The following is a 23,691-nucleotide window of genomic DNA, read 5'->3' as shown; positions in this document are numbered from 1 at the left end:
CAACGCAAAGCTCCGGTCGCGCTGCGACCGGAGCTTTGTCGTGAAGGCGAGGTATCAGTAGATCCCGTAGGCGCAGACATTCACGACGCGGACGCGCAGGCCGTGGCGGGTCTGGACGAGGCGCTCCTGGTAGCAGTTGCTGACGCCGGTGTTGAGATAGACGCCGCCAAAGCCCCAACCCGGGCCCCAGCCATGACCCCAGTGGTGATGATGGAAGCCGCCGGCCGAGGCGGCGGTGGGGGCGAGCGCGGCAACGCCGAGCGAGCCGGCAGCGATCAGACCAAGTGCAAGCTTACGAAACATCTTCATTCTCCATGTGGCGCAGGGCCATTGTTGTGTCCCTGCATCTCGGTCGGACCGAGACGCGAATGCGTTCACCGCGATGGCTGAGAATCGTGTTTCAGGATTGTTTCTTGGGCCGCGGCAAAATGTGCCGCCGTCAGGCTTTCCGTGCCACGCGATAGCGCGCGGCCATCGCCTGCGTCAGCTCGATCATCTTGTCGCGGAGATCGGCGGGCTCCAGCACTTCGGCCTCGGGGCCCAGCCGCAACAGTTCGGCCGCGGCATGCCATGACGTCTTGCCGACCGGGACCCTGGCGATGCGCCAGCCATCTGCGTCGACGGTCTCCTCAAGTTGCGTGCGTGCCTTGACGTAAGGTTGGCTCAACGCGTCGAGCAGCTTGACGCCGAATGGCGACAGCCGGACGACCGCGACATTGGGATGCATCTCGGCCTCGAGACGAAGTGTCGCGGCCTGCCAGTAAGCCGCGAGATCGAAATCGGCCGGACGATCGAAGCGATCGTCGAGCGCCGTGCAGTCGAGCACCCGCGCGACGCGATAGGTGCGCACGTTGCCGTCGACTTGCCCTGCGAGATACCAGCTGCCGCCCTTCAGCACGAGGCCGAGCGGGGCGACGCGGCGCTGTTTCTCTGCGCGCCAGCTCTGGTATCGGATCTTGATCAGCGTTCCGCGCAACGCCGCGCCGGCGATGGTGCGCAGATGCTTTGGGTCCTCGGCCTCGCCGAACCAGCCCGGCGCATCCAGGTGAAACCGTTCCTGCATCCGCCCGGCGTCCTCGCGCAGATTTGCAGGCAGCGCGGCCATCAGCTTGTTCTGCGCGGCGATCATCGCAGCGTCCAGCCCGAGCGCCGCGGCCGGGCCCGGCAAACCCGCCAGGAACAGTGCGCCTGCCTCGCTCTGCGACAGCCCGTTCAGCCGCACGCGATAGCCGTCGAGCAGGCGATAGCCGCCCTCGGCGCCGCGGTCGGCGTAGACAGGCACGCCGGTCGCGGCGAGCGCATCGATGTCGCGATAGATCGTGCGCACCGAGACCTCGCAGGCTTCGGCGAGTTCGGGCGCGGTAACCTGCCCTCTGGCCTGGAGGGTGGTGAGGATCGACAGCATCCGGCTTGCGCGCATGATCCCTTAAACCATACCTGACACAGGATGTCAGGTATGATCCGCTACAGAATGCCATCGCCAAATGGGCAGATGGGAGACCCGCCATGACCGATTAGAACCGCATCACGCTGTATTATTCGCCGCAGAGCCGCGCCACCGGCACGCGGGTGCTACTGGAGGAGTTGGGCGCGGCCTACGATCTCCATGTCCTCAACATGAAGGCGGGCGAACAGCGCAAGCCCGCCTATCTCGCCATCAACCCGCTCGGCAAGGTACCGGCGGTCCGCCACGGCGAGGCGCTGGTGACCGAGCAGGTCGCGATCACCATCTATCTCGCCGACCTGTTTCCACAGGCGGGGTTGACGCCCGCGCTGAACGATTCCTTGCGCGGTCCTTATCTGCGCTGGATCGCCTATTACGGTGCCTCGTTCGAGCCGGCCATGATCGACAAGTTCATGCAGCGCGAGCCGGCGCCGATCACGCAATCGCCGTATGCCGATTATGACACCATGCTGGGCGCGCTCGAGGCGCAGCTGTCGAAGGGGCCGTATCTGCTCGGCGAGCGCATGACGGCGGCGGATGTGTTGTGGGGCGTCGCGTTCAGCTGGACCATGATGTTCGGCATCGTGCCGAAGAAGGATGTTTTCGTCCGCTATGCCGAGCGCATGACCTCGCGCCCTGCGTACCAGCGCATCACTGCGGCCGACGCCGAGATGGCGGCGCAGCATGCCAAGGCTGTTGGGGGGTAGGCAGCGCGCCTCAATCTCCGCTGTCGTCCCGGGCAAGCGTAAGCGCAGACCCGGGACCCATAACCACAGGATTTGGTGTGGCGAAGACTCGAAGTTATCAGCTCGCCATCGTTACCACTCCCTGTGGTTATGGGTCCCGAATCTGCGCGCTTGAGGCGCGCTTGTCCGGGACGACGGCTGAATGTGGAGCGCGCCCTCGTGCTCCCTCACCGGTCTCTCAAAACCGCGGTGCCCGTTTCTCGGCGAACGCCTTGATGCCTTCCTTGATCTCGTCGCCGCGCATGCTGTCGCGGTGGCGCTGGTCGGCGGCGGCTTCGTCGAGCTCGCCGCGGGCGAACTCGTTGATGGCGCGCTTCATGCCGCGCATCGCCTGCGGCGCGTTGCCGGCGAGGACGCTGGCGAGCTTGTCGACCTCCTCGTCCAAAAACTCCACCGGCACCATGGCAGTGAGATAGCCGATGCGCAGCATCTCCGGCGCGCTGATCCTTGCGGCGGTGAGGAACAGTTTTTTCGCATTGTCGACGCCGAGCCGGGTCACGTAGCGTTTGATGCCGCTCGGGTAATAGTGCAGCCCGAGGCGTGCCGCCGGCATGAACATCTCGGCGGTGTCGACGCCGATGCGGAAATCGCAGGCCAGCGCGAGGTCGGTCGAGCCGCCATAGACGCCGCCGTTGAGCCGGCAGATCGTCGGCACGCCCAAATCCTCGAGACGGTTGACGACCACCTCGAAGGCCGAGCCCGCGCTCTGCTGCTCGCTCGCGCTCACCGCGCGCTCCGCCACCGAATTGAGATCGTAGCCCGCGGAGAGGGCGCGCCCGGTGCCGGTCAGCACCAGCACGCGAATGGCCGGATCGCTCTCGATCCGGTCGAACAACTTGACCAGGTCGCTGAGATCCTCGGCCTGGAGCCGGTTGAGATGTTTTGGCCTGTTGAGGCGGATGGTGGCGCGTGCGCCGGTGATGTCGAGTACGGGGCTGGTCGCGTCGGCTGTGTCCGACATTCTTGTCTCCATTTAATTGTTCTCGAGCGCGCGCCGTCTTGCTTCAGCGTCGATGGTCTCGGCAAGATCGGGATGCCGCGCCATCAGCACGCGGAAATCGACGAGGTCGAGCACCAGAAGCCGCGATACTTTCGTGGTCGCGACGTTGGCACCGCGCTTGTTGTTGCCGAGCAGCGCCATCTCGCCGAAGAAGGCGCCTTCGCCGAGCTGCACCTTCTTGCCGGGCAGGTCGACCTCGACCTCGCCGGCGGCGATGAAATACATGCAGTCGCCCTGCGTCCCCTTGCGGATGACCAAGGTGCGCGCCGGCAGCTCCATGGTCCGCAGCATATGGGTGACGTCGGCGATGGCCGCAGGCCCCAGCGCCGCAAAGAACGGCACCTTGCTGACGGATTCCCAAGTCTTGAGGAAATTGTCGCGACGGGTCTCCGCGGCAAAGCCGGTCGCCAGAATACCGGTCCACAGCCCGAACACGCCGAGGCCGGAGATCATCACCAGCGCCGCCACCATGCGTCCGAGCGGCGTGACCGGCACGACGTCGCCATAGCCCGTCGTCGTCAAGGTCACCACCGCCCACCACAACGCGGCCGGCACGCTGCCAAACGTCTGCGGCTGCACGTCCCGCTCCAGGAAATATTCGGCGACCGAGGCGAGAAAGATCACCATCAGGAAGATCACGAGCACGCTGACCAGCGGCCCGGATTCCAGCACGAGCACGCGGCGGAGCTGCCGCAAGCCCGGAATGCCCGGCACCACTTTCAGCACCCAGAGCACGCTGAGCAGCCACGCCGTCTTCGGCTCGATGCCGAGAACCAGCGCGAGCGGCACGGCCAGCGCCCCGATCGCGTCAACGATGCCGGCGGAGGAGGACATATAGAGCGAAAGCCGACCCTGGCGCGTCATGTGGCGCAGCCGAATCAGCCATTCGAACACGAAATAGGCGAGGCAGACCCATAGCAGGCCGTTAACCCAGCCGCGCGCCTCATTGGCCCGGTTGTCTGTCAGCAGTACCATGCTGAGCACGCCGACGCCGACGGCCACATAGGCCGTCTTGGTCATGTTGCGGCCGGCCGTGGCGGCCGCGAACTGGGCCAGAGCGGAAATCAGCGGCTTGGACATGCGGGAAGGCGGCTCGGTTCTGACTCGTGTGGTCCCGGCTGGGACTTCAGGGCCAAAGTGCCCGCCCGGGCCGAGGCCGTCAACGACAGGCGCGGGCCGCAGCGTCGTCGAACAGGGGAGGGCGGTGAGGCGGCTGGCTGAGGCTATCTGAAATGCGGTGGCTCGTCGTAGCCGCGGCGGCTGCTGAAAAACAGCAGCACCATCAGGCCAACGCCGACGACGAGGGAAAATCCTGCCCCCAGCGCGAGGGCCCAATAGCCTTCCGTCGGGATCGGATCGCCTTCGACCGCCATGGCGGAATAGGCGAAATAGCCAACTGCCGCCAGCATTCCCAGCAGGAAGATGACGAGGAGTGTACGCATGGCGCGTTCTCCGGCTGCAATCCGTGAGCCAACGGCTGTAGATGGGGACGGTTCCTGGGTTCCGACTGTCCATCCACCGCCAAGACGTCCGGCAGCCCCGACCTGAGGACATCAAACTGTCGGATCAGGCGCTCTGGGCGGTCTTGACGACCACGACGTTGCTGTCGTCCTGCTGCGGCGAGCCGGCATCGCGGGCGGCCTTTTCACTCTCGCTGGCATGACGTTTCAGATAGTCGCGGCGCATGCTGATCTCGTCGCGGACGAACTCATAGCCGAGCTTGAAGGTATCGAGCCCGTCGGTGCTGATCGTGCCGTCCCTGAGTCCAATGACAGCCCCGCGCAAGATGCCTTCCAGCTCGTCCTGGAGACATTCGAGCTGATCCAGCGAGTGGGCGTGCTCGATCCGCTCGCCAATGTCGAGGATGGCGGTGGAGAGCTCGCTGGCCTTCTCCGGCGCGATCCTCGTGATCTTGGCGTAGATCGCAGCGAAGATCGAGCCGATGACGCTGAGCGCGGCGGCGCCCAGATACATCACGTCGCTGTACTTATCCATGAACGACTTGGTGTCGTCGTTGATGTAATCGGCGGCACCCCGATGCGCCATCACGAAGGCGTCCTTCTCGACGGAGGCCGGCTCTATCCTGCTGGCAAAGCCGTTGTCGAGCCCGAGCGCGGATTTGTTCTCGTAGACGATGCGCGCGAGCTCGCCTGCGGTGGTCGGGGACATCCTGGATTGTGCGACCAGGAGCCATTCGAGCCCAATCGTGTCGAGATCGTCGTCGGGAATTTGCGGGTACGTCGACAACGTGCCTGCTGTCAGCGTCTCGTCGGAAATGCCCGGGAGTTTGCGCGCCAGCGTCTTGGCGTCGTCGATCGCGTTGAGCGTGAAGCCGCCGCGCTTGGCAACCTGTTCATAGGACTTGTCCCGCACCGCCCTGGAGGCGTGGACGATGGCGATCACCGCACTGAAGCCGCTCGCCGGCGCAAACAGCTTGTCGAGTGCTACACCCTGCGGTGCCATCTGGATCTTCGCGGCATCGGGACCGTCGGGGACGTCGAGAATACTGCGGACGAAGGCGAGCGAAGATTCGTTCTCGGCGACGACCGCGACCTTCTTCTTCTTAAGCTCGGCGAGCGACTTGATCTTCTTGTTGCCGGGACCGAGCAGGAGCACGAGATCGTGCTCGAGGATCGCAAGCGTGCGCGCCCGCAGCGGCACTTTGGCGTCCGTGCGCAGCACGGCGAGGTCGGCCTGCTTGCGGTCGAACTGTGCGATCGCCTTGGCGTTGTCCGCGTTGTTGACGATCTTGATCCGGAAACGCGAGGCGTTGTTCTTCAGGAGAGTGGCGAGCTTGGCCGCGAACAGCGCCTCGTCGCTGTTGGGGCCGCCGACGGCAAATGTCAGCGTTTCCGAATTGTGCACCAGCGTGCGCCCGGCCCAGACGGTGGCGAGCGACAGCAGAAGGGTCAGCACGACGTAGAGGAAGACCTGCTGCTGGTTGGTCTTGATCACCTTGGGGCGCCGCGGCGGCGGCTCAGGTAGTGATGCGGTGGGGCCTACAGTACTCATGGCAGCACTCTGGCCTCATTCTTTGGCTGGCGGCGCGTAGCATGGGAAGCGCAGCGGTCGCCCTGTAATTCGTAAACGCCTGAAAAAAGAACGATATTCTCTGCCGCCGATGATAGCGCGAAGGTCACGGGATGCAAATTTCGAGCCGAAGGTAACCTTACTCGACGCCGCCGCGGCGATTGGTCATCCTATCACCAGTTAGCCACAGTTGGCGATTTTCCGGTTCCCCCGGCTGCATTCCGCCGCGGGAAATGTCATAAATCAGAGGTCCCGGCGATTTGACCGGTCCAAGAAGAAGTTGCGCTGAACGCTCCAATTTTTCTTGTCACCTCAATGAGGGCGTCGGCTTGTCGTTTCCACCCATGTCTTCGGCGGTTCCGGTTGAAGCGCTCATTGGCTGGATGCTGCTGCTCACCTTCAAGCACATCATCGCCGATTTCGTCCTCCAGACCGCCTGGATGGCGCATGGCAAGGACCAGAAGCACGGCTGGGCCTTGCCGCTTCTGGTGCACTGCCTCGTTCACCTTGCGGTTGCGCTGCCGCTGATCCTGATCGTGGCGCCGAAATTCTGGTTCGTGGCGTTCATCGACTTCGCGATCCACATCACGATCGACCGCGCCAAGGGGTTCATCTCGGCCAATTTCGGTGTCGACCTGGCGCATCCCTGGTTCTGGACCCTGATCGGCGTCGACCAGGCGCTGCATCACCTTACCGGCTTCGGCCTCTCCATCTTCATGGCGGCGAACTGAGGCTAGCCACGTTTGGCCGGCTGCTCGGCCTTGCATGGTTCGAGACGCGCCGTGCGGCGGCGCTCCTCACCATGAGGGTCTGGGATCTCGCCGCGGGACAAGACCTCATCCTGAGGGCCCGCCAAAGGCGGGCGTCTCGAAGGAGGGCCACCGGAAACGTTTTTTCCTCTGCCTCCGATTCGCGGCCACGACGCAAGCACCCCGGGTCACTACCGGGCAGCGTGGTTAACCTTTCGTTAGAGAATTGCGCTGCATCTTCCCCACACGAGGGAGAACTGCAATGTTTTCAAGCCGCGATTCCTTTGAAAGCGATTTCTGCCCGGTTCGCGACGAGCTCCTTGGCGAGATGTATCGCGCCAGCGCGAGTGGCCTGCCGAGGCTGGTAGAGAGTGTTTCCCCTGACGCACGCGCCAGGCTGGCGCTGTTCTGCTATCGCCGCAGCCATCTGCATTCGCTGGCGGTCGCGATCGCCGCCAGCTGCAGCGAGCGCGACCTGATCGACAACGGTGGCCGCGTCGGTTCGACGCTCTACGCGCTGTCGCGCGAAGGCGCAGCGAAATCCTCGCCGTCGCTGTCGGGCGGGCGCAAGCCGATCACGCTGTCGACCAAGCCGCTGTCGGTGCTGGCACCGCTCGAGGACGAACTCGACGACGAGATCAGCGAAGCCGTTCCGGCCTAAGCGGCCTCTATCACCGCAAGCCCGAACTTCCGCCGCGCCATCGCGCATTCGGCGTCACCGGGCATGCAGGTGCGGCACACCTCCGGCCGCGCGGCATAGATGCCGCACGCCGTCGCCTTGCCGATCTCTCCCTTTAACGCCGAGCAGCGATCGCCCTCGCAGCGCATGCCGGATTGACGCGCGTTGACCAGCGCCTCCGGGATCGCTGCAAGCTCGTCGTCGCTCTCGATCGAGAAGCGCGGCCAGTTCGCCGAATAGCCGCAGCAGGCACCGCAACTCTGGCAACAGCTCGACAGATCGAGCGGCGAGGTCTGTTCCATCGTCGTCACGTGTCCTTTGGCGGACCCCAGACCAGGCTCTGCCGCCATCTTGCGCGCAGCACGTCGCGCCGCTCCGGATATTTTTCGTCGAGATAGGTTGCCTCGACCACGCGGTCGGTGCGGAAGCTGCGGAAGTCGCTGCGCAGCTCGCACCAGGCCGCGAGCAGGCGCACGGCTTCGAGATAGCCGACCGAAATCGGCCAGATCATGCGCTCGCTGGCGCGGCCCTGCTCATCACGATAGCGCAGCATGATCTTCTTGCCTTCGTGGATCTGGGTGCGCGTGCGCGCCATGTCCAGGCGGTCCGGCTCCCTGTTCCAGCTCGGCCGCGCGCGGCTCGCCGGCTCCAGCACGAAGGGACGCAGGCGCTCGGGGACGGTGTCGGCGATCTTGGCCATCAAATCCTCAGCGGCGCGCGCCAGCGCGGAGTCGGCGTGGCCCGCGACCCATTGCGCGCCGAGCACCGCCGCCTCGATTTCGTCGGGCGTCAGCATCAGCGGCGGCAGGTCGAAACCCTTCTCCAGGATGTAGCCCATGCCGGCTTCGCCGCGGATCGGCACGCGCTGGCCGATCAGCGTTGCGATGTCGCGATAGATGGTGCGCTTCGACGTCTCGAGCTCGGCCGCGATCGCGTCCGCCGTCAGCGGTTTACGCGTACGCCTCAGCACCTGGATGATCTGAAACAGCCTGTCGGCGCGTCTCATGACGGGTCTCTTGTTCGTGGTCTTTTCAAAAGGCGACGCGCGGCTGCTGACAGGATGTTGGCAGCAGGGGAGTTCTATACCGGGACAACACGTCGACTGAAGAGGATTTGTCCATGATCGTTCCAACCCATTTCGGCCCCGCCGGCCCGCTGTGGCGCGCCCAGATGTGGCAGGCCCGGGTGTTTAGCCGTCTCGTTTCGCTCGATCTCATGGCCGTCGATCTCCGATTTGCGTTCGCAAGCGTGGTGGCACGCGCGCTGATCCAGGCTGCGGACGCGCTCGCCCGCCACATCATGAGCCGGGCCTGGCAGGGGGCCCGTTTCGCAGAAGATATCACGGCTGCTGCCATCATGGTGGCAGCAGCCGGCAGGTAGGTTCCGTTCACGTTCGGCAGGTTCAGGAGAGGTTTCATGATCACGCTTTACGGTTTTGGCACCGGCTTCGGCCTGCCGGAAATCAGCCCTTTCGTCACCAAGACGGAGGTGCAGCTCAAGATGGCGGGGCTGCCCTACCGGAAGGAACGCGCGATGCCGCCAGCTTCGCCCAAGGGGCAGCTGCCCTTCATCGACGACGGCGGCGAGGCGGTGGCCGATTCCACCTTCATCCGCGCCCATATCGAGCGGCGCTACGGCTTCGATTTCGACGCCGGGCTTTCGTTGCAGGAACGTGCGCAGGCCTGGGCGTTCGAGCGCATGATCGAGCATCACGTCTATTGGGCGCTGGTCGGAGCGCGCTGGGTCGATCCGGTCAATTTCGCCAAGGGGCCGTCGCATTTCTTCGACGGCGCACCCGAGCACAATCGTGAGAAGCTGCGCGAGGACGCGCAATTCCGCGTCGCCGAGAATTATCTGCTCTCCGGTCTCGGCCGCCACGCGCCCGACGACGATGTCGATCTCGCCGTGCGCTCGCTGTTCGCGCTCTCGGTGCAGCTCGGCGACAAGTCGTATCTGATGGGCAACAAGCCCTGCGGCGTCGATGCCACCGCCTTCGGCGCACTCTCCGGCATCCTGACGCCGTTCTTCGAATCGGCCTTGCGCCAGCGCGCCGAGGGATTTCCGAACCTCACCGCCTATGTCGATCGCATGATGGATACATATTATCCGGAGTTCGCCTGGACCCCGTTGCGACAGGCGGCTTGAGGCCCGCGGTGTATCCGCCCGATCGCTGTAACCTCTCCCGCTTGCGGGAGAGGTCGGCGCGCAGCGCCGGGTGAGGGTTCTCTCCGCTGGGGGACTTTCCGTAGGCCTCAGATAGTCATTATGCGGAGGCAACCCTCACCCCAACCCTCTCCCGCAAGCGGGAGAGGGGGCGCACCAACGCCCGTAGCCGCAGCTCGTGTCTAACCGCAAAACAAAAGAGCCGGCCCATCGGGCCGGCTCTTCTCGTTGCGAACTATCGCGGCGCCTACTTCACCAGCGAGTACTTGCCGTTCTTCACCGTGAGCAGGATGCGCGAGCGGTCGTCGAGGCCGTAGCGGTCCTTTTCGGTGAAATTGTAGACGCCCTGGCTTGCCGCCAATTCCTTCTCAGACAGCAGGGCCTGGCGGATCGCTTCGCGGAATTCCGGCGTGCCGGGCTTGGCGATCTTCAATGCCGCCGGAATGATGCGCTTGAGGAGCTCGAACGCATCGTAGGAATGGCCGGCGAACTGGCTGCGGCTGTTCGGACCGTACTTGGCTTCATAGGCCGAGTTGAGTGCGAGGCCCGGCTTCTTGGTCAGCGCGGTGTCCGGCTGATCCTCGGGGTCCATCACCGGGCCCGAGGCCATCAGCACGCCCTCGGCCGCTTTGCCGGCGATGCGGATGAAGTCCATGCTGGCCGCGCCATGGGTCTGGTAGATCAGGCCCTGATAGCCGCGCTCGCGCAACTCGGTCTGCGGCAGCGCGGCCGCGGTGCCGGAGGCGCCGATCAGGATCGCGTCGGGATTGGCGGCGACGAGCTTCAGCACCTGTCCGGTCACCGAGGTATCGGGACGGGCGAAGCGCTCCTCGTCGACGATGGTCATGCCCATCGGCACGGCCTGCGCCTTGAGGTCGTTGAACCAGAGGTCGCCATAGGAGTCGGAATAGCCGATATAGCCGAGGGTCTTCACGCCCTTGGCCTTCATGTGATCGTACAGCACCTTGCCCACGATCGGGATCGGCTGCGGCATCGCCACCGACCACTTCATGCGCTCCGGCGTGATCGGAAACGGCGCGAGGCCGAAATGCGGAATGCCGGCTTCGTTGGCGACGTTGGAGACCGCGATGGTCGGCGGCGTCAGCGCCGAGCCCATGATGATGTCGGCCTTGGATTCGGTCACGAAGCGGCGGGCGTTGGTGGTCGCGGTGGTGGGATCGCCGCCGTCGTCGAGAACGATCACCTTCAGCGGTACGCCGCCGATCTCCTTCGGCACGAATTCCAGCGCGTTGCGCTCGGGAATGCCGAGCGCTGCGCCCGGGCCGGTCGTGGTGGTGGTGATGCCGATGGTGATTTCGTTGGTCTGGGCCAGCGCGGGCAGGGCCGGCAGCGCCAGCGCGGCCGCGGTGATGGCGGCGGTCAGGTAAAAGCGTTTCATCTATTCCTCCCTTTACGTCTTTCTTCGAAAGCAGAAATCGGGGGGTAATTCAGCCCCCTCTTTTGGTGATGCGGCGATTTAGCTCCGGCTCTAACTTCCCGTGAACTTGGCTACCATTTCCGCCGGGAATGGTGCCGATTTCAGCTTGTCGGGGTTAACGGGATCGCGGCCGACCAGGACGCGGGTTTCGAATCCCTCGATCGCCAGCGCATCGCCCTTGTAGACGTTGTGCTTCACCTCGAAGCTCGAGCGCTTGATGCTCTCGATTTTGGTCTCGATGGTGATCCAGTCGCCATAGGTCGAGGGAATGTAGAACTTGGCCCGCGTGTCGACCATGGGAATGCCCACCAGACCGTATTTGCGGACCAGATCCTGCTTGGAGAATCCGGCGACCTCGAACAGGGTCGACGTCGAATCGTCGAACATCGCGAAATAGCGCGGGTAGTAGACGATGTTGGCGGGGTCGCAATCACCCCACTGGATCTGGACGTCGCGCCGGTTCACGAACATGCGTTATGCATCCATAAGCGCTGTGCCACACCTCTCCCGGAGGGAGAGGTCGAATTGCGCCTTGCGATGCGCAGCATCGTCAAGAGCAATTCGGGTGAGGGATTACGGTCCCTCGATAGGGCAGGGCCCCTCACCCGGCGCTCTGCGCCGACCTCTCCCAATGGGAGAGGTGCGGCCGAGATCGCTGCTCCAATAGCGCTCATCGATTTACTTCGGCGCCATGCGCAGCGAGCCGTCGAGGCGCACCACTTCGCCGTTCAGATACGCATTCTCGACCATGTGCAGCGCAAGCGCGGCGAACTCGTCGGCATTGCCGAGCCGGCGCGGGAAGGGGATCGCGGCGGCGAGCGAGTCCTGCGCTTCCTGCGGCAGGTTGGCGAGCAGCGGCGTCAGGAACAGGCCCGGCGCGATCGTCAGCACGCGGACGCCGAATTGCGCGAGCTCGCGCGCGATCGGCAGCGTCATGCCGACGATGCCGCCCTTGGAGGCCGAATAAGCCGACTGGCCGATCTGGCCGTCATAGGCGGCAACGGAGGCGGTGTTGATGATGACGCCGCGCTCGCCGGTCGCCTGCGGCTCCAGCTTGGACATCTCGGCTGCGGCAAGGCGCAGCATGTTGAAGGTGCCGATCAGATTGACCTTGATCACCTTGTCGAAATCGGCGAGCGCCATCGGCCCGTCGCGGCCGACGACGCGTTTTGCAACGCCGATGCCGGCGCAATTCACCAGCACGCGCGCCGGGCCGTGGGCCTTGGCCGCCTGCGCGATCGCGGCTTCAGCGGAAGCGGCATCGGAGACGTCGCAGGTCACGGCCACGCCCTTGATCTCGGCGGCAACGGTTTCGGCAAGCTTGGCGTTGAGGTCGCACACCGCGACCTTGGCGCCCTGCGCCGCCAGTTTTCGCGCGGTCGCAGCGCCCAGCCCCGATGCGCCGCCGGTGACGATGACTGCCTGATCCTTCAACAACATGGCGTTCTCCTTTGGCGATTCTAATTCAGACGCGATCGTATCCAAGCGCTCGATGCGCTCCCTCGCCCCGCTTGCGGGGAGAGGGTTGGGGTGAGGGGGACTCTCCGCGGAGGAGGTGAGAGTGAGACTCGCGGAGAGTCCCCCTCACCCGAATATGCGCAGTGCGCAAATTCGACCTCTCCCCGCAAGCGGGGAGAGGTGAAGGAAGAGCCGGCTGGTTCATTCCAATTGACATGTTACCCGACCGATATCACACGGTCCGACGGATTGGCAGCGTAGAGCTCCTCGATCAGGAGGTTGCGATGTTCCAGCACCGCGCGCTGGTTGATCGAGCCCTTGTCGGTGACCTCGCCCTTGTCGATCGACAGCGGCGTGTCCATCAGGATCGCGCGCGTGATCCGCGTCGAGGAGCCGGTAGCTGAGCTGAGGAAACCGGTCAGGCGTTCGCGGAATGCTTCGCGCACGAGCCGGTCGCGCGTCGCGACGACGAGATCGTCGGCCGGCAGCGTCGGGTTGATCAGGCGGCAACCGTCGAGATCGAGCACCACGAGTGCGGAGACCTCGTCACGGTTGATGCCGGCGATGACGACGTCGCGCACCAGCGGCGCGCAGGCAGCAGTGAGACGCGCGCGCAAGGGGCCGACGCTGACCCAGGTGCCGCTCGCGAGCTTGAAATCCTCGCTGACGCGCCCGTCGAAATCAAAGCCGGCATTGAGATCGTCGGGATCGGCGGGCTTGAGCGCGTCGCCCATCTTGTAAAAGCCTTCCTCGTCGAAGGACTTTGCGCTGATGTCGGGCTGGCGCCAGTAGCCGGGCATCACGTTCGGCCCCTTGGCGCGGACCTCGAGCTTGCCGTTGTTCGGCACCAGCTTGGCCTCGTTGCCGGAGACGGGCAGGCCGACATGGCCCGAGCGGCTGGTGCGCGGATTGACCGACATGAAGAACGGCGCGGTCTCGGTCGCGCCGAGGCCCGTCAGCATCGGCACGCGATAGCCCTTCTCCTTCACCGCGAGCTCGTCGAGGCTGTTCCAGACGAACGGCGACAGCGCCGCGCCCGAGAAGAACATCGCATGCAGCCGGTCGAAGAACTTTGCGCGCAGGCCCTGATCGTCGCGCAAATACGGCAGCAGCGACTCATAGCCCTTGGGCACGTTGAAATAGACCGTCGGCGAAATCTCCTGGAGATTGCGCACCGTCTCTTCGATGCCGCCGGGCACCGGCTTGCCGGCGTCCAGATACATCGAGCCGCCATTGTACAGCGTCAGCCCGATATTGTGGTTGCCGCCAAAAGTGTGATTCCAGGGCAGCCAGTCGATGATGACGGGCGGCTCGTCCTTGAGGAAGGCGAGCGTCTCGCGCAGCATCACCTGGTTGGCGCAGATCATGCGCTGGGTGTTGATGACGGCCTTGGGATTGCCGGTCGAGCCCGACGTCAGCAGGAACTTTGCGATCGTGTCGGGGCCGATCTTGCCGTGGACCTCGTCGAGATCGTCGCGGATCGGCGTCGCCATGAGATCGGCGAGCAGGGTGACGTCGCGGCCCGGCACCTTGCCATAGGACGTGGCGATCTCGGTGCCGAGTGAGACGTTTGCGGCGAGCGCATCGGCGAATCTGTCGGCGTCTTCGGCGAAGACGAGGCCGGGCGTCAGCAGCTTCATCAGATAGGAGAGCTTGCCGTAATCCTTCGACACCAGCGAATAGGCCGGCGACACCGGGCAGAACGGAATGCCGGCATAGAGCGCGCCGAACGCAAGCAGGGCGTGGTCGATCGAATTGCCGGAGAGAATGACGACCGGCCGCTCAGCCGACAGGCCGCGCGCGATCAGGCTTGATGCGATGTGCCGGCTCGCGGTGAGCAGCTCGGCATAGGTGATCTTGCGCCACCCGCGGCCGCCGTCGCGCTCGGCCATGAAGACGCGATCCGGTGTCGTTGTCGCCCAATGATGCAGGCGGTCGGTGATGCGGACGGGATAGTCGCCGAGCGGCTGCTTGGGCCTGAGGTAAATCGTGCCGTCGTCGCGGCGCTCGATGTTGACGACGGGATCGCCGAACGAGATGGGCCGCAGCGGAAAAGTGCTCGCGCCGCGCTCCATGCTGGAAGAGGACGGCTGCGCGCTCATGACTTCGGCTTCACCTTTGCGGTCTTGTGTTCGAGGAATTCGCGGATCCTGCGCTTTGCCTCTTTATCGCTCTGCGCGACGGTCGCCATCAGTGATTCCATGAGGAGGCCGGTCTGCGGATTGGCCTCCGCGATCATCGGCAACGCCTGGAGCACAGCAAAGTTCGTCAGCGGCGCGTTGGAGGCGACCTTGGTCGCAAGCTCCAGCGCCTTGCCGAGCCCGTTGCCGGCTTCCGTCAGATATTGCGCGAAGCCGTAGGAGGCGCCTTCGGTCGCGGAATAGACCCGGCCGGTCAGCATCATGTCCATCATCCGGGCGACGCCGATCAGCCGCGGCAGCCGCACTGAGCCGCCGCCGCCGACGAAGATGCCGCGCTGCCCCTCCGGCAGGGCGAAATAGGTCGAGGGCTCGGCGACGCGGATATGTGCGGCGCAGGCGAGCTCGAGGCCGCCGCCGATCACGGCGCCTCTCAGCGCGGCGATCACGGGTACACGGCTGTACTGGATGCGGTCGAACACCCGGTGCCACATCTGGGAATGGAGCAGGCCGCCGGTCGCGTCATGCTCGGTCAGCTCGGACAGGTCGAGACCGCTGGAGAAATGGTCGCCGATGCCGTGAATGACGACCGCGCCGATATCCTCGGGCAGGTTCGCAAAACACTCGCCGATTTCCAGGATAATGCCGTCATTGAGCGCATTGCGCTTGGCCGGCCGGTTCAGACCCACGGTCAGAACCCGCTCCGCCCGCTCGATCCTCAAAAGCCCGGAGGCGCCCGCGTTAGCGGTCTCGGCGTTTCCCTGTGTCATTTGCGTCCTTGTCAGAATAGTTATGTTGTATAACGAATTTTGGTGGAGTCAAGGAGGGCGATATGAACTCCGGCGCTCATTGGGCCGGTTTGGGGCCTGCTCCGGCGAGGGAGTCCGTTGTGATAGGCTGCCGCAGCCCTATCCTCGTCATTGCGAGGAGCTCTTGCGACGAAGCAATCCAGGCTGCCGCCGCGGAAAGATTCTGGATTGCTTCGCTGCGCTCGCAATGACGAGGTGGTAGCGAGGATCACATCACCTGATGCACGTCGATCACCACGCGGTCGGCATGCCGCGCAGCTGACCCGATGAAAATATGTTCCATCAGCCAGCGGTATTTTTGGTGCCCGGTCTCGAACCGCGGCACGGTGCGGAAATAGATCAGCTTCGGATCGACCGGCTCGCCGCGCTTGAGCTTTTGCAGCAGCTCCACCGGGCCGAAGCGCATGCCCTTGTTCTCGACATAGACGGTCGCGCCGTCGTCGGTCTCGAAGGCGTATCTGGCTTCGAGATCGATCAGCTCGTTGGGGCGGATGGTCTGGAAGTCGGCGCCGAACGGCAGCACCTTGCCTGTGATTGCGCCCGTCACCTCGCCGCCGATGATCGGAATGATGCGGCGCACGCCGATTCCGGTCTCGCCCGCGGTGACGACGTCGCCGATACGAGCGGTGATGGTGAAAGCGTATTTTGTGTCGAGCCTCGGTGTGGTCATTGATCACCTCTCATGTACCCATTAGCGCCGCAGCTCTTCCTTCTCCCCTTGCGGGAGAAGGTGGCATAGGCGGCCTTCGGCCGCCGTTCTTGAGAACGCCGATGCTTCGCATCGGCTATGGCGCCGGATGAGGGGTTGCCTCCGCAAACGCAAATGTGCGTGTGGAGAGAGACCCCTCACCCGTCTCGCCGCTATCGCGGCGGCCACCCTCTCCCACAAGGGGAGAGGGGAGGACTGCTCGCCGCTCTATCACGCAGGCCTAATGCGCCATCATACGCGTCGGCAGCCAGGTCGCCAGCAGCGGGAAGGCGATCAGGATCACGAGGCGCACCAGATCCGTCGCGACGAACGGGATCACGCCCTTGAAGATGGTGGAGAACGAGACGTCCTTCACCACGCTTTTGATGACGAAGACATTCATGCCGACCGGCGGATGGATCAGGCCGAGCTCGACGGTCATGACGATGATGACGCCGAACCAGATCGGGTCGAAGCCGAGATGCATGATCACCGGGAAGATGATCGGTACGGTGAGGATGATCATCGCCATGGCATCCATCAGGCAGCCGAGCACGAGATACATCACCATGATCAGCGCCAGCACGCCGTAGGGACCGAGGCCGAGGCCGGTGAGGAATTCCGTGACCTTCTGCGGCGTCTGCGTCACCGTCAGGAAGTAACCGAAGATCAGCGCGCCGATCAGCACGGTGAACACCGCGGCCGCGGTGCGCGTCGCCTGCAGCAGCGAGGCCAGCACCTTCTCGCGGTCGAGCCGGCCGGTCAGCACGCCGATGATGAAGGCGCCGGTGGCGCCGACGCCGCCGGCTTCCGTCGGCGTGAAGCGCGGCAGGAACGGCAGGCCGTAGAGGCCGCCGATGACGAACACGAACAGCAGCACCGGCGCCCAGATGTCCTTCAATCCGGCAAAGCGCTCGCGCCACGACAGCACCTTGCCCTTGGGCAGGAAGTCGGGCCGGAAATAACCGATCAGGCCAATCGTGATCATGTACATGGTCATCGCCAAGAGGCCCGGGATGATGCCGGCGATGAAGAGTTTTCCGATATCCTGCTCGGTGATGATGCCGTAGACCGCGAGCACGGTGGAGGGCGGCAGCATCGCGCCCAGCGTGCCGCCTGCCGCGATCACGCCGGTGGCAAACGATTGCGGATAGCCGAAGCGGCGCATCTCGGGATAGGCGACGGCGGAGAAGGTGGCGGCGGTCGCGACCGAGGAGCCACAGATCGCGGCAAAGCCGCCGCAGGCACCGACGGTGGCGATGCCGAGCCCGCCGCGCAGGTGGCCGACAAAGCCGTTGGCGGCGCGGAACAGCTCGCGGCTCATGCCGGAATTGCTGACGAACGAGCCCATCAGCAGGAACATCGGAATGACGCCGAAGGTGTAGTCAGTGACCGTGCGCATCGAGGTCTGGCCGACCAGCTTCAGCGCCGGCGTCGCGCCGACCAGATAGGAGAAGCCGGACACGCCGACGAGGCCCATGGCCATGCCGACAGGCACGCGCAGCAGCATCAGCACAAACAGGGAAACGAAGCCGATTACGGCGACGGCATCGGTGCTCATGATTACTCCGTCGCCTTCAGCTTGGGGTCGTGCATCTCTTCGGGATGGAAGATCAGCCGGTAGGTGCGGATCGCGATCAGCAGCACGGCGGAGACGTCGCCGATCCAGGCGATCGCGAAGAACGGCCAGGTCGGCATATGCATGTCGAAGGTTTGGACGTTGTCATTGTAGGTGCCGCGCACCTTGTCGAACAGCGTCCAGGTCTGAACGGTCACGACGAACAGCAGCACCAGCGTTGCGAACACGTCGATCCAGCGCTGATAGCGCGGCCCGACATTGCCCCAGACGAGGTCGACCGTGATGTGGGTGCCGCGATAAGACGTCGCCGCGATGCCCCAGAAGATGAGGATGCCGAGCAGCATGCGGCCGATGTCAAAACTGTCGGGGATCGAATAGTTCAGCGTGTTACGCAGCAGCACCGATAGGAAAATGTCGAGCGCGACGAGGCCGACGAAGCCGGCCGCGATCCATTCGATCGTGTCGATAAAGCGGTCCATCCAGGCGCGCTTCATGGGGGTGTCCTACGAAATGTCATTCTCGCTCTCGGCTCCGGCGGCGGCTTTACGCCTCTCCCCGCGTGCGGGGAGAGGCCGACGCGCGCCGAGCGATGCGAAGCATCGTCCGAAGCGCGGCGGGTGAGGGGGACTCTCCGCGAGTCCATCTGTCAGTAACTGTGCGGAAGCAGCCCCTCACCCCAACCCTCTCAGCGCGAGCGAAGCTCGTCGCGCCCCCGTACGAACGGGGAGAGGGGGCGGGATAGAGCGCGCCGCGCAGCACTACTCCGCCAGCGCGTTGTACTTCTTCAGCGATGCCTTGAGATCCGCGAGCGCCGCATCCGGATCGGCGCCGGCCTTCTTGGCGCCGTCGCTCCAGGTCTTGACCAGCGGCTCGGCGGCCTTCTTCCAGGCCGCGGTCTGCTCGGCCGTCAGCTTGTAGACCTCGTGGCTCGATTCCGCCTTCACCTTGTCGATGCCGGCATCCTCGAACTTGCCCCAGTGCTCGCCGACCGCGCCGGCCATCTCGACCGTGCAATTCTTGTCGATCGCGGCCTTCTGCTTGTCGGACATTGCATTGTACTTGTCCTTGTTGATCACGAACACGAAGGTCGTGGTGTAGAGCGGCGCCTCCATGTCGTATTTGGTCACCTTGTCGATACCGAACAGCACCAGGGAGCCCCAGGGGAAGGTGACGCCGTCGGCGACGCCGCGCTCGATGATGTCGCGCACTTCGGGCGCGGAGGACTGCACGTTGGTGCCGCCGAGCGAGGTGACGAAATTCGCCATGGTGGCGTGGGCGGGACGGATCTTCAGGCCCTTCACGTCCTCGGGAGCCACGATCTTCTTGGTACGGGAGTGGAAGGAGGAGGGCGAGTGGACGAAGGCGAGGCAGTACTTGACGTCCTTCATCTCCTTCTCGGCATATTTGCGGTACCAGGCATCCAGCCCCATCGAGCCGCCCTTGGCGTCCGAGATCAGGAACGGCAATTCGCCGGCGCCGATGATCGGGAAGCGGCCGGGCTGGTAACCGGGATTGACGTAGGTGACGTCGGCGATGCCGTCGCGGGCCATGTCGTAATGATCGAAGGCCTTGCCGAGCTGCTGGGCCGGAAACACCTTGCCCTTGATGGTGCCGCCGGAATCCTTCTCGACCGCGGCCGCCCAGTCTTCCAGCGATTTCTGCAGGGGATGCGAGGCCGGCACCCAGTGCGAGATCTTCAAATCGAAGGTCTTGTCCTGCGCGAACGCAGGCGTCACGCTTGCTGCCAGCAGCAACGCCAGACAGACTTTCCTCATCACGCGTCTCTCCCTGTTTTCGACGACGGGCTTCGATGGCCCGGTCTCGTTAATTAACATGTTATCTAATTGGCCGGCGTGTTCAAGCCGGAACTGGCGCGCACCCTGTCGCGTCATCTACGTCAGCCATGTTGCATGGATTTGTCGCTGCTTGGGCGACGAGCGCTCCCTTTTGCCCAACAATTATATGATATAATTATCGTCTGCGGGCCGGCGCGACAAGCAGGCCGCGACGAAAGCCTACAGCATCGGAAGGAGCAAGTATTGCGGACAAAAGTCGCAATCATCGGGGCCGGGCCGGCCGGATTGTTGCTTGGGCAACTGCTGCACACTTATGGCATCGACAATGTCATTCTGGAGCGGCAGAGCCCGGACTATGTGCTCGGCCGCATCCGCGCCGGCTTGCTGGAGGAGGGGACCGTCGCGCTGCTCGACCAGATCGGCGCCGGCGCGCGGGCCCATGCCGAAGGCCTGGTGCATGAAGGTATCGAGCTTGCCTTCTCCGGCCAGCGTCACCGCATCGACATGAAGGGCGCGACCGGCAAGACGGTGATGATCTACGGCCAGACCGAGGTCACGCTCGACCTGATGAATGCGCGCAAGGCCGCAGGTCTCGTTTCGGTCTACGAGGCCAAGGACGTGCAGCCGTATGATTTCGACCGCAGTCACCCGCGCGTAACTTACGTCAAGGACGGCGTCACCCACACGATCGATTGCGACTTCATCGCCGGCTGCGACGGTTTCCACGGCGTCAGCCGCGCCAGCGTCCCGGCCTCGGCGATCGAGGAGTTCGAGCGGGTCTATCCGTTCGGCTGGCTCGGCATCCTCTCGGACACGCCGCCAGTCAGCCACGAGCTGATCTACACCAACCACGCGCGCGGCTTTGCGCTCTGCACCATGCGCTCGACCAAACGAAGCCGCTACTATGTGCAGTGCGCGCTCGACGATCATGTCGACCAATGGCCGGACGACCGCTTCTGGGACGAATTGAAGCGCCGGCTCGACCAGGAGGCGGCCGCCAGCCTCGTCACGGGACCGTCGATCGAGAAGAGCATCGCACCCTTACGCAGCTTCGTCGCCGAGCCGATGCGCTTCGGCCGGATGTTCTTGTGCGGCGATGCCGCGCACATCGTGCCGCCGACCGGCGCCAAGGGGCTGAACCTCGCCGCGTCCGACGCGCATTATCTGTCGAGCGCGCTGCGCGAGTTCTACGACGAGAAATCCAGCGCCGGCATCGACGCCTATTCCGCCAAGGCGCTGGCACGGGTCTGGAAAGCCGTGCGCTTCTCCTGGTGGATGACCTCGATGCTGCACAAATTCCCCGACACCGGCACCATCGGCGCCCGCATCCAGCTCGCCGAACTCGATTACGTGACGCAGTCGCAGGCCGCGATGACCTCGCTGTCGGAGAATTACGTCGGGCTGCCGTTTTAAGAGGAAGACATCGGTGCCGTAGGGTGGGCAAAGCGCAAGCGTGCCCACCACTCCGGCCTGAATCGTGGAGAGATGGTGGGCACGGCGCTGCGCGCCTTTGCCCACCCTACGGCACTGCCGTTTTGACCACAGGTGCCATGCCCCGCGCAGGCGGGGGCATCCAGTACGCCGCGGCCTCTCGGTTTAATCACAACCGCCTCTGGAATACTGGATCACCCGCCTTCGCGGGTGATGACAGTGTAGTTGGGGCGACGGCGAGGCCGTTTCAAACACCTCGGCAAATCCCGTTTAAAACTTTGTAGGCGGTGAAACTGTCATCCACATCGCGTTCAATAGCAGCAATCAACGATGCGAGACAGCCATGACCGCCACCGACATCCCCGCCGGCTTCGAGCCGCATTTCCGCAAGGCCCCGCTCACCGATCCCTGGGAGCCGCTCTATTCGAAGAAGACCGAGAAGGGCGTCACCGTGGGACTGCGCCTGGCGCAGCCGCACACCAATGCACGCGGGCTGATCCATGGCGGGCTGATAGCGGCGCTGGCCGATGCCGCCATGGGCTATAGCTGCGCCCAGGCGACGGGCTGGACGACGTCGTTCGTCACGATCTCGCTGTCGGTCGACTATGTCGGCGCTGCCGAGATCGGCCAATGGCTCGCGGTCGAGGGCGAGGCGATCAAGACCGGCTCTACGATCTGCTTCGCGCAATGCCTGGTGAAGGCCGATGATGCCGTGATCGCGCGCGCCAGCGGCACGTTTCGCGTCGTGCCGAAGAAGTAGTTCTCTCATGCCCCGGACGCAGCGCAGCGCCCTCTTCGGCGATGCGCTGCTGAGCCGAAGCCCATCCATCTGCTGGGTCCCAGCTCTGCGCCGCTCCGCGTCCGGGACACGCGCCTAGCCAAACCTCCATTCCGCCGTCTCCACCACGAGATCGACGAACGCGCGCACCTTGGCCGAGAGCAGGCGCGAGGTCGGGTAGACGATGTGGATCGGCAGCGCCGGCTGCTCGTATGCCGCGAGCACGATCTTCAAGCGCCCGCGCTTCAGCCCTTCGGCGGCCTGATAGGCTAGCACCCGCGTCACGCCGCCGCCGGCCTCGGCATATTGCAGCGCCGCGTCGGCGCTGTTGCTGATGAAGCGTGGCGCTGGCGTCACCTCGATGTCGCGGCCGTCGCGCAAGAAGCGCCATTCGGATGCGGGGCCGAACTGGATGGTCTGGTGTGCGGCGAGCGCTTCCGGCGTCTTCGGCTCGCCACGGCGCTTCAAATAGTCCGGCGCGGCCACCACGATCCGCCGCATCTCGCCGACCTGGCGCGCGACCAGGGAGGAATCGGCGAGATGGCCGATGCGGACGGCGGCGTCGACCGCGTCCTCCACGAGATTGACGAGATGGTCGGACAGCCGCAATTCGGCGGCGACCTCGGGATAGCGCTTGAGGTAAGCGGTCATGACCGGCCCGACATGGAGCCGGCCGAAGCCGACCGGCGCCGACACCACGAGGCGACCGCTCGGCCGGTTGCGCTCCTGCCGCGCCGAGCCGTCGGCCTCCTCGACGTCGGCGAGGATGCGGCGGGCGCGTTCGAGATAGCGCGTGCCGACATCGGTCAGCGTCACCTGTCGCGTGGTGCGCTGCAACAGTCGCGCGCCGAGATGCTCTTCCAGCGCCGCGATCAACCGCGTCACCGCCGAGGGCGACAGGCGCAGCTTGCGCGCCGCCGGCGCAAAGCCGCGCAAATCGGCGACGGTGACGAAGACGTTCATGGCTTCGAGCCGGTCCATGGCATTATTGCATATATTGCAATGATGAAGTGTCAAGCGGCCAGATTGTTCTGGCGGCGGGCAAGTCCATGTTAACTGGCGAAAGACGCAAGCATGCGCCGGAATTCCAGGAGACGTTCCGATGACGACAGCAGCCCAGCCCTATGCCAGCGACGTCGCGTTCTCGCCGGCGGTGAAGGCGATCCAGGCGCGGAAGGGCTCGCGCGAGGCCTATGCGCGTAGCGAGCAGCGCGGCTGGCGCACCGAGGTCGACGACAACCTCGCCGCCTTCCTGGCTGATGCCAACAGCTTCTATTTCGCCACTGCTTCGGCGGACGGCCAGCCCTATATCCAACACCGCGGCGGCCCGAAGGGATTTCTCAAGGTGCTGGATAAGCAGACGCTCGCCTTCACCGACTATGCCGGCAACCAGCAGTTCATCACCCAGGGCAATCTCTCGGAGAATCCCAAGGCCTACATCTTCGTGATGGACTACGCCCATCGCCGCCGGGTGAAGATCTGGGGCGAGGCGCGCGTCGTCGAGGACGACGAGGCGCTGACCACGTCGCTGATGCCGAAGGGCTACCGCGCGCGGCCGGAGCAGGTGATCCTGTTCAAGATCGCGGCGTGGGACACCAACTGCCCGCAGCACATCCCGCAGAAGTTCGACGCGGGCGATGTTGCCGCGGCACTGGCGGCAAGGGATGCGAGGATCGCGGAGCTGGAAGCGGAGGTCGCGGAGTTGAAGGAGAAGGCGGGCTAACCTTTGATCCTCAAGTAAAAGCGTTAGCCACGAGCACAGTGC

The 23,691-nt window shown here is 64.5% G+C and carries 26 protein-coding genes; 8 read left to right on the top strand and 18 right to left on the bottom strand.

Translation table 11 applies throughout. From position 1 onward, the window contains the following. Window positions 1–54: 54 nt before the first annotated feature. Together AAE027_RS16680 and AAE027_RS16675 are read right to left on the bottom strand one after the other, a co-directional pair. Window positions 55–303 carry a hypothetical protein gene (locus AAE027_RS16680; protein WP_091890704.1) on the bottom strand — a complete coding sequence of 83 codons (249 nt, stop codon included), beginning with the start codon at window positions 301–303 and terminating at the stop codon, window positions 55–57. 136 nt (window positions 304–439) lie between these two features. Further along, a complete protein-coding gene (locus AAE027_RS16675) occupies window positions 440–1,420 on the bottom strand; it encodes a helix-turn-helix transcriptional regulator (protein ID WP_370987919.1) in 981 nt (326 codons plus the stop codon). Window positions 1,421–1,524: 104 nt separating this feature from the next. Here AAE027_RS16675 and AAE027_RS16670 point away from each other — a divergent pair, with 104 nt between their 5' ends. Continuing rightward, window positions 1,525–2,151: a glutathione S-transferase family protein gene (locus tag AAE027_RS16670; protein ID WP_370988017.1), complete on the top strand. Its 627-nt coding sequence runs from the start codon at window positions 1,525–1,527 to the stop codon at window positions 2,149–2,151. A 217-nt stretch (window positions 2,152–2,368) separates the two neighbouring features. Here the strand turns inward: AAE027_RS16670 and AAE027_RS16665 are convergent, their stop codons facing one another. The 4 genes from AAE027_RS16665 to AAE027_RS16650 all read right to left on the bottom strand — a co-directional run bounded on the left by AAE027_RS16665 (window position 2,369) and on the right by AAE027_RS16650 (window position 6,202). Continuing rightward, window positions 2,369–3,151: an enoyl-CoA hydratase/isomerase family protein gene (locus tag AAE027_RS16665; RefSeq protein ID WP_370987920.1), complete on the bottom strand. Its 783-nt coding sequence runs from the start codon at window positions 3,149–3,151 to the stop codon at window positions 2,369–2,371. 12 nt (window positions 3,152–3,163) lie between these two features. Next, complete coding sequence (locus AAE027_RS16660; RefSeq protein WP_370987921.1) at window positions 3,164–4,270, bottom strand: cyclic nucleotide-gated ion channel; 1,107 nt, start codon at window positions 4,268–4,270, stop codon at window positions 3,164–3,166. A 143-nt stretch (window positions 4,271–4,413) separates the two neighbouring features. Further along, window positions 4,414–4,632 carry a hypothetical protein gene (locus tag AAE027_RS16655; protein ID WP_370987922.1) on the bottom strand — a complete coding sequence of 73 codons (219 nt, stop codon included), beginning with the start codon at window positions 4,630–4,632 and terminating at the stop codon, window positions 4,414–4,416. Between the two features lie 124 nt (window positions 4,633–4,756). Beyond that, window positions 4,757–6,202, bottom strand: a complete 1,446-nt coding sequence (locus AAE027_RS16650) for a TAXI family TRAP transporter solute-binding subunit (protein ID WP_370987923.1) — start codon at window positions 6,200–6,202, stop codon at window positions 4,757–4,759. Between the two features lie 401 nt (window positions 6,203–6,603). Between AAE027_RS16650 and AAE027_RS16645 the strand changes: the two genes are divergently transcribed. Both AAE027_RS16645 and AAE027_RS16640 read left to right on the top strand, forming a co-directional pair. Beyond that, on the top strand, window positions 6,604–6,951 hold the full coding sequence (locus AAE027_RS16645) for a DUF3307 domain-containing protein (RefSeq protein ID WP_176945729.1): 348 nt from the start codon (window positions 6,604–6,606) through the stop codon (window positions 6,949–6,951). Window positions 6,952–7,231: 280 nt separating this feature from the next. After that, complete coding sequence (locus AAE027_RS16640) at window positions 7,232–7,630, top strand: hypothetical protein (protein ID WP_176945723.1); 399 nt, start codon at window positions 7,232–7,234, stop codon at window positions 7,628–7,630. Here the strand turns inward: AAE027_RS16640 and AAE027_RS16635 are convergent. Both AAE027_RS16635 and AAE027_RS16630 read right to left on the bottom strand, forming a co-directional pair. Next, entirely contained in the window at window positions 7,627–7,950 is a 324-nt protein-coding gene (locus AAE027_RS16635; RefSeq protein ID WP_370987924.1) for a YkgJ family cysteine cluster protein, read from the bottom strand. The two genes, AAE027_RS16640 and AAE027_RS16635, sit on opposite strands and share 4 nt — an antisense overlap. Window positions 7,951–7,955: 5 nt before the next feature. Continuing rightward, window positions 7,956–8,654 (bottom strand): helix-turn-helix transcriptional regulator, encoded by a 699-nt coding sequence (locus AAE027_RS16630; protein ID WP_091890491.1) that lies wholly within the window; start codon window positions 8,652–8,654, stop codon window positions 7,956–7,958. 113 nt (window positions 8,655–8,767) lie between these two features. On the opposite strand from AAE027_RS16630, the gene AAE027_RS16625 reads away from it, so the two are divergent. Next, entirely contained in the window at window positions 8,768–9,028 is a 261-nt protein-coding gene (locus AAE027_RS16625) for a hypothetical protein (RefSeq protein WP_370987925.1), read from the top strand. 36 nt (window positions 9,029–9,064) lie between these two features. Beyond that, window positions 9,065–9,793 (top strand): glutathione S-transferase family protein, encoded by a 729-nt coding sequence (locus tag AAE027_RS16620; protein WP_370987926.1) that lies wholly within the window; start codon window positions 9,065–9,067, stop codon window positions 9,791–9,793. Window positions 9,794–10,058: 265 nt separating this feature from the next. Here the strand turns inward: AAE027_RS16620 and AAE027_RS16615 are convergent, their stop codons facing one another. The 9 genes from AAE027_RS16615 to AAE027_RS16575 form a co-directional block, all read right to left on the bottom strand. Next, window positions 10,059–11,210 (bottom strand): ABC transporter substrate-binding protein, encoded by a 1,152-nt coding sequence (locus AAE027_RS16615; RefSeq protein WP_370987927.1) that lies wholly within the window; start codon window positions 11,208–11,210, stop codon window positions 10,059–10,061. A gap of 90 nt (window positions 11,211–11,300) precedes the next feature. Next, on the bottom strand, window positions 11,301–11,720 hold the full coding sequence (locus AAE027_RS16610; RefSeq protein ID WP_130220568.1) for an acyl-CoA thioesterase: 420 nt from the start codon (window positions 11,718–11,720) through the stop codon (window positions 11,301–11,303). A gap of 207 nt (window positions 11,721–11,927) precedes the next feature. Next, entirely contained in the window at window positions 11,928–12,689 is a 762-nt protein-coding gene (locus AAE027_RS16605; protein ID WP_091890475.1) for an SDR family NAD(P)-dependent oxidoreductase, read from the bottom strand. A 236-nt stretch (window positions 12,690–12,925) separates the two neighbouring features. Beyond that, window positions 12,926–14,809, bottom strand: coding sequence for a feruloyl-CoA synthase (locus AAE027_RS16600; RefSeq protein ID WP_370987928.1), 1,884 nt, complete (start codon window positions 14,807–14,809; stop codon window positions 12,926–12,928). Beyond that, window positions 14,806–15,615, bottom strand: coding sequence for a crotonase/enoyl-CoA hydratase family protein (locus AAE027_RS16595; RefSeq protein WP_370987929.1), 810 nt, complete (start codon window positions 15,613–15,615; stop codon window positions 14,806–14,808). The genes AAE027_RS16600 and AAE027_RS16595 overlap by 4 nt, the downstream gene beginning before the upstream one ends. 247 nt (window positions 15,616–15,862) lie before the next feature. Further along, on the bottom strand, window positions 15,863–16,324 hold the full coding sequence (locus tag AAE027_RS16590) for a DUF3237 domain-containing protein (RefSeq protein ID WP_370987930.1): 462 nt from the start codon (window positions 16,322–16,324) through the stop codon (window positions 15,863–15,865). Between the two features lie 259 nt (window positions 16,325–16,583). Continuing rightward, complete coding sequence (locus AAE027_RS16585; protein ID WP_091890463.1) at window positions 16,584–17,903, bottom strand: TRAP transporter large permease; 1,320 nt, start codon at window positions 17,901–17,903, stop codon at window positions 16,584–16,586. 2 nt (window positions 17,904–17,905) lie between these two features. Beyond that, window positions 17,906–18,415, bottom strand: coding sequence for a TRAP transporter small permease (locus AAE027_RS16580; RefSeq protein WP_128936689.1), 510 nt, complete (start codon window positions 18,413–18,415; stop codon window positions 17,906–17,908). A gap of 264 nt (window positions 18,416–18,679) precedes the next feature. Next, entirely contained in the window at window positions 18,680–19,696 is a 1,017-nt protein-coding gene (locus AAE027_RS16575; protein ID WP_370988018.1) for a TRAP transporter substrate-binding protein, read from the bottom strand. Window positions 19,697–19,960: 264 nt separating this feature from the next. On the opposite strand from AAE027_RS16575, the gene pobA reads away from it, so the two are divergent. Then, a complete protein-coding gene (pobA, locus tag AAE027_RS16570; protein ID WP_370987931.1) occupies window positions 19,961–21,130 on the top strand; it encodes a 4-hydroxybenzoate 3-monooxygenase in 1,170 nt (389 codons plus the stop codon). Window positions 21,131–21,491: 361 nt separating this feature from the next. Next, window positions 21,492–21,908 carry a PaaI family thioesterase gene (locus tag AAE027_RS16565; RefSeq protein ID WP_091890450.1) on the top strand — a complete coding sequence of 139 codons (417 nt, stop codon included), beginning with the start codon at window positions 21,492–21,494 and terminating at the stop codon, window positions 21,906–21,908. Window positions 21,909–22,022: 114 nt separating this feature from the next. On the opposite strand, the gene AAE027_RS16560 is transcribed toward AAE027_RS16565, so the two are convergent. Then, window positions 22,023–22,907 (bottom strand): LysR family transcriptional regulator, encoded by an 885-nt coding sequence (locus tag AAE027_RS16560; protein ID WP_370987932.1) that lies wholly within the window; start codon window positions 22,905–22,907, stop codon window positions 22,023–22,025. 121 nt (window positions 22,908–23,028) lie between these two features. Between AAE027_RS16560 and AAE027_RS16555 the strand changes: the two genes are divergently transcribed. Beyond that, window positions 23,029–23,649 (top strand): pyridoxamine 5'-phosphate oxidase family protein, encoded by a 621-nt coding sequence (locus tag AAE027_RS16555; protein ID WP_370987933.1) that lies wholly within the window; start codon window positions 23,029–23,031, stop codon window positions 23,647–23,649. Window positions 23,650–23,691 lie beyond the last annotated feature (42 nt).

The sequence above is a fragment of the Bradyrhizobium sp. DN3 genome (assembly GCF_041357655.1).
In the GTDB taxonomy this organism is placed as follows: Bacteria; Pseudomonadota; Alphaproteobacteria; order Rhizobiales; family Xanthobacteraceae; genus Bradyrhizobium.
The sequence above is the reverse complement of the archived record's forward strand: the minus strand, read 5'-3'. Positions and strand labels throughout refer to the sequence as shown.

Bases quoted from the DNA above. Each gene is read 5' to 3' on its own strand.
- AAE027_RS16680 (WP_091890704.1), bottom strand. From the start codon at position 303: ATGTTTCGTAAGCTTGCACTTGGTCTGATCGCTGCCGGCTCGCTCGGC.
- AAE027_RS16675 (WP_370987919.1), bottom strand. From the start codon at position 1,420: ATGCGCGCAAGCCGGATGCTGTCGATCCTCACCACCCTCCAGGCCAGA.
- AAE027_RS16665 (WP_370987920.1), bottom strand. From the start codon at position 3,151: ATGTCGGACACAGCCGACGCGACCAGCCCCGTACTCGACATCACCGGC.
- AAE027_RS16660 (WP_370987921.1), bottom strand. From the start codon at position 4,270: ATGTCCAAGCCGCTGATTTCCGCTCTGGCCCAGTTCGCGGCCGCCACG.
- AAE027_RS16655 (WP_370987922.1), bottom strand. From the start codon at position 4,632: ATGCGTACACTCCTCGTCATCTTCCTGCTGGGAATGCTGGCGGCAGTT.
- AAE027_RS16650 (WP_370987923.1), bottom strand. From the start codon at position 6,202: ATGAGTACTGTAGGCCCCACCGCATCACTACCTGAGCCGCCGCCGCGG.
- AAE027_RS16645 (WP_176945729.1), top strand. From the start codon at position 6,604: ATGCTGCTGCTCACCTTCAAGCACATCATCGCCGATTTCGTCCTCCAG.
- AAE027_RS16640 (WP_176945723.1), top strand. From the start codon at position 7,232: ATGTTTTCAAGCCGCGATTCCTTTGAAAGCGATTTCTGCCCGGTTCGC.
- AAE027_RS16635 (WP_370987924.1), bottom strand. From the start codon at position 7,950: ATGGAACAGACCTCGCCGCTCGATCTGTCGAGCTGTTGCCAGAGTTGC.
- AAE027_RS16630 (WP_091890491.1), bottom strand. From the start codon at position 8,654: ATGAGACGCGCCGACAGGCTGTTTCAGATCATCCAGGTGCTGAGGCGT.
- AAE027_RS16625 (WP_370987925.1), top strand. From the start codon at position 8,768: ATGATCGTTCCAACCCATTTCGGCCCCGCCGGCCCGCTGTGGCGCGCC.
- AAE027_RS16620 (WP_370987926.1), top strand. From the start codon at position 9,065: ATGATCACGCTTTACGGTTTTGGCACCGGCTTCGGCCTGCCGGAAATC.
- AAE027_RS16615 (WP_370987927.1), bottom strand. From the start codon at position 11,210: ATGAAACGCTTTTACCTGACCGCCGCCATCACCGCGGCCGCGCTGGCG.
- AAE027_RS16610 (WP_130220568.1), bottom strand. From the start codon at position 11,720: ATGTTCGTGAACCGGCGCGACGTCCAGATCCAGTGGGGTGATTGCGAC.
- AAE027_RS16605 (WP_091890475.1), bottom strand. From the start codon at position 12,689: ATGTTGTTGAAGGATCAGGCAGTCATCGTCACCGGCGGCGCATCGGGG.
- AAE027_RS16600 (WP_370987928.1), bottom strand. From the start codon at position 14,809: ATGAGCGCGCAGCCGTCCTCTTCCAGCATGGAGCGCGGCGCGAGCACT.
- AAE027_RS16595 (WP_370987929.1), bottom strand. From the start codon at position 15,615: ATGACACAGGGAAACGCCGAGACCGCTAACGCGGGCGCCTCCGGGCTT.
- AAE027_RS16590 (WP_370987930.1), bottom strand. From the start codon at position 16,324: ATGACCACACCGAGGCTCGACACAAAATACGCTTTCACCATCACCGCT.
- AAE027_RS16585 (WP_091890463.1), bottom strand. From the start codon at position 17,903: ATGAGCACCGATGCCGTCGCCGTAATCGGCTTCGTTTCCCTGTTTGTG.
- AAE027_RS16580 (WP_128936689.1), bottom strand. From the start codon at position 18,415: ATGAAGCGCGCCTGGATGGACCGCTTTATCGACACGATCGAATGGATC.
- AAE027_RS16575 (WP_370988018.1), bottom strand. From the start codon at position 19,696: ATGAGGAAAGTCTGTCTGGCGTTGCTGCTGGCAGCAAGCGTGACGCCT.
- AAE027_RS16565 (WP_091890450.1), top strand. From the start codon at position 21,492: ATGACCGCCACCGACATCCCCGCCGGCTTCGAGCCGCATTTCCGCAAG.
- AAE027_RS16560 (WP_370987932.1), bottom strand. From the start codon at position 22,907: ATGGACCGGCTCGAAGCCATGAACGTCTTCGTCACCGTCGCCGATTTG.
- AAE027_RS16555 (WP_370987933.1), top strand. From the start codon at position 23,029: ATGACGACAGCAGCCCAGCCCTATGCCAGCGACGTCGCGTTCTCGCCG.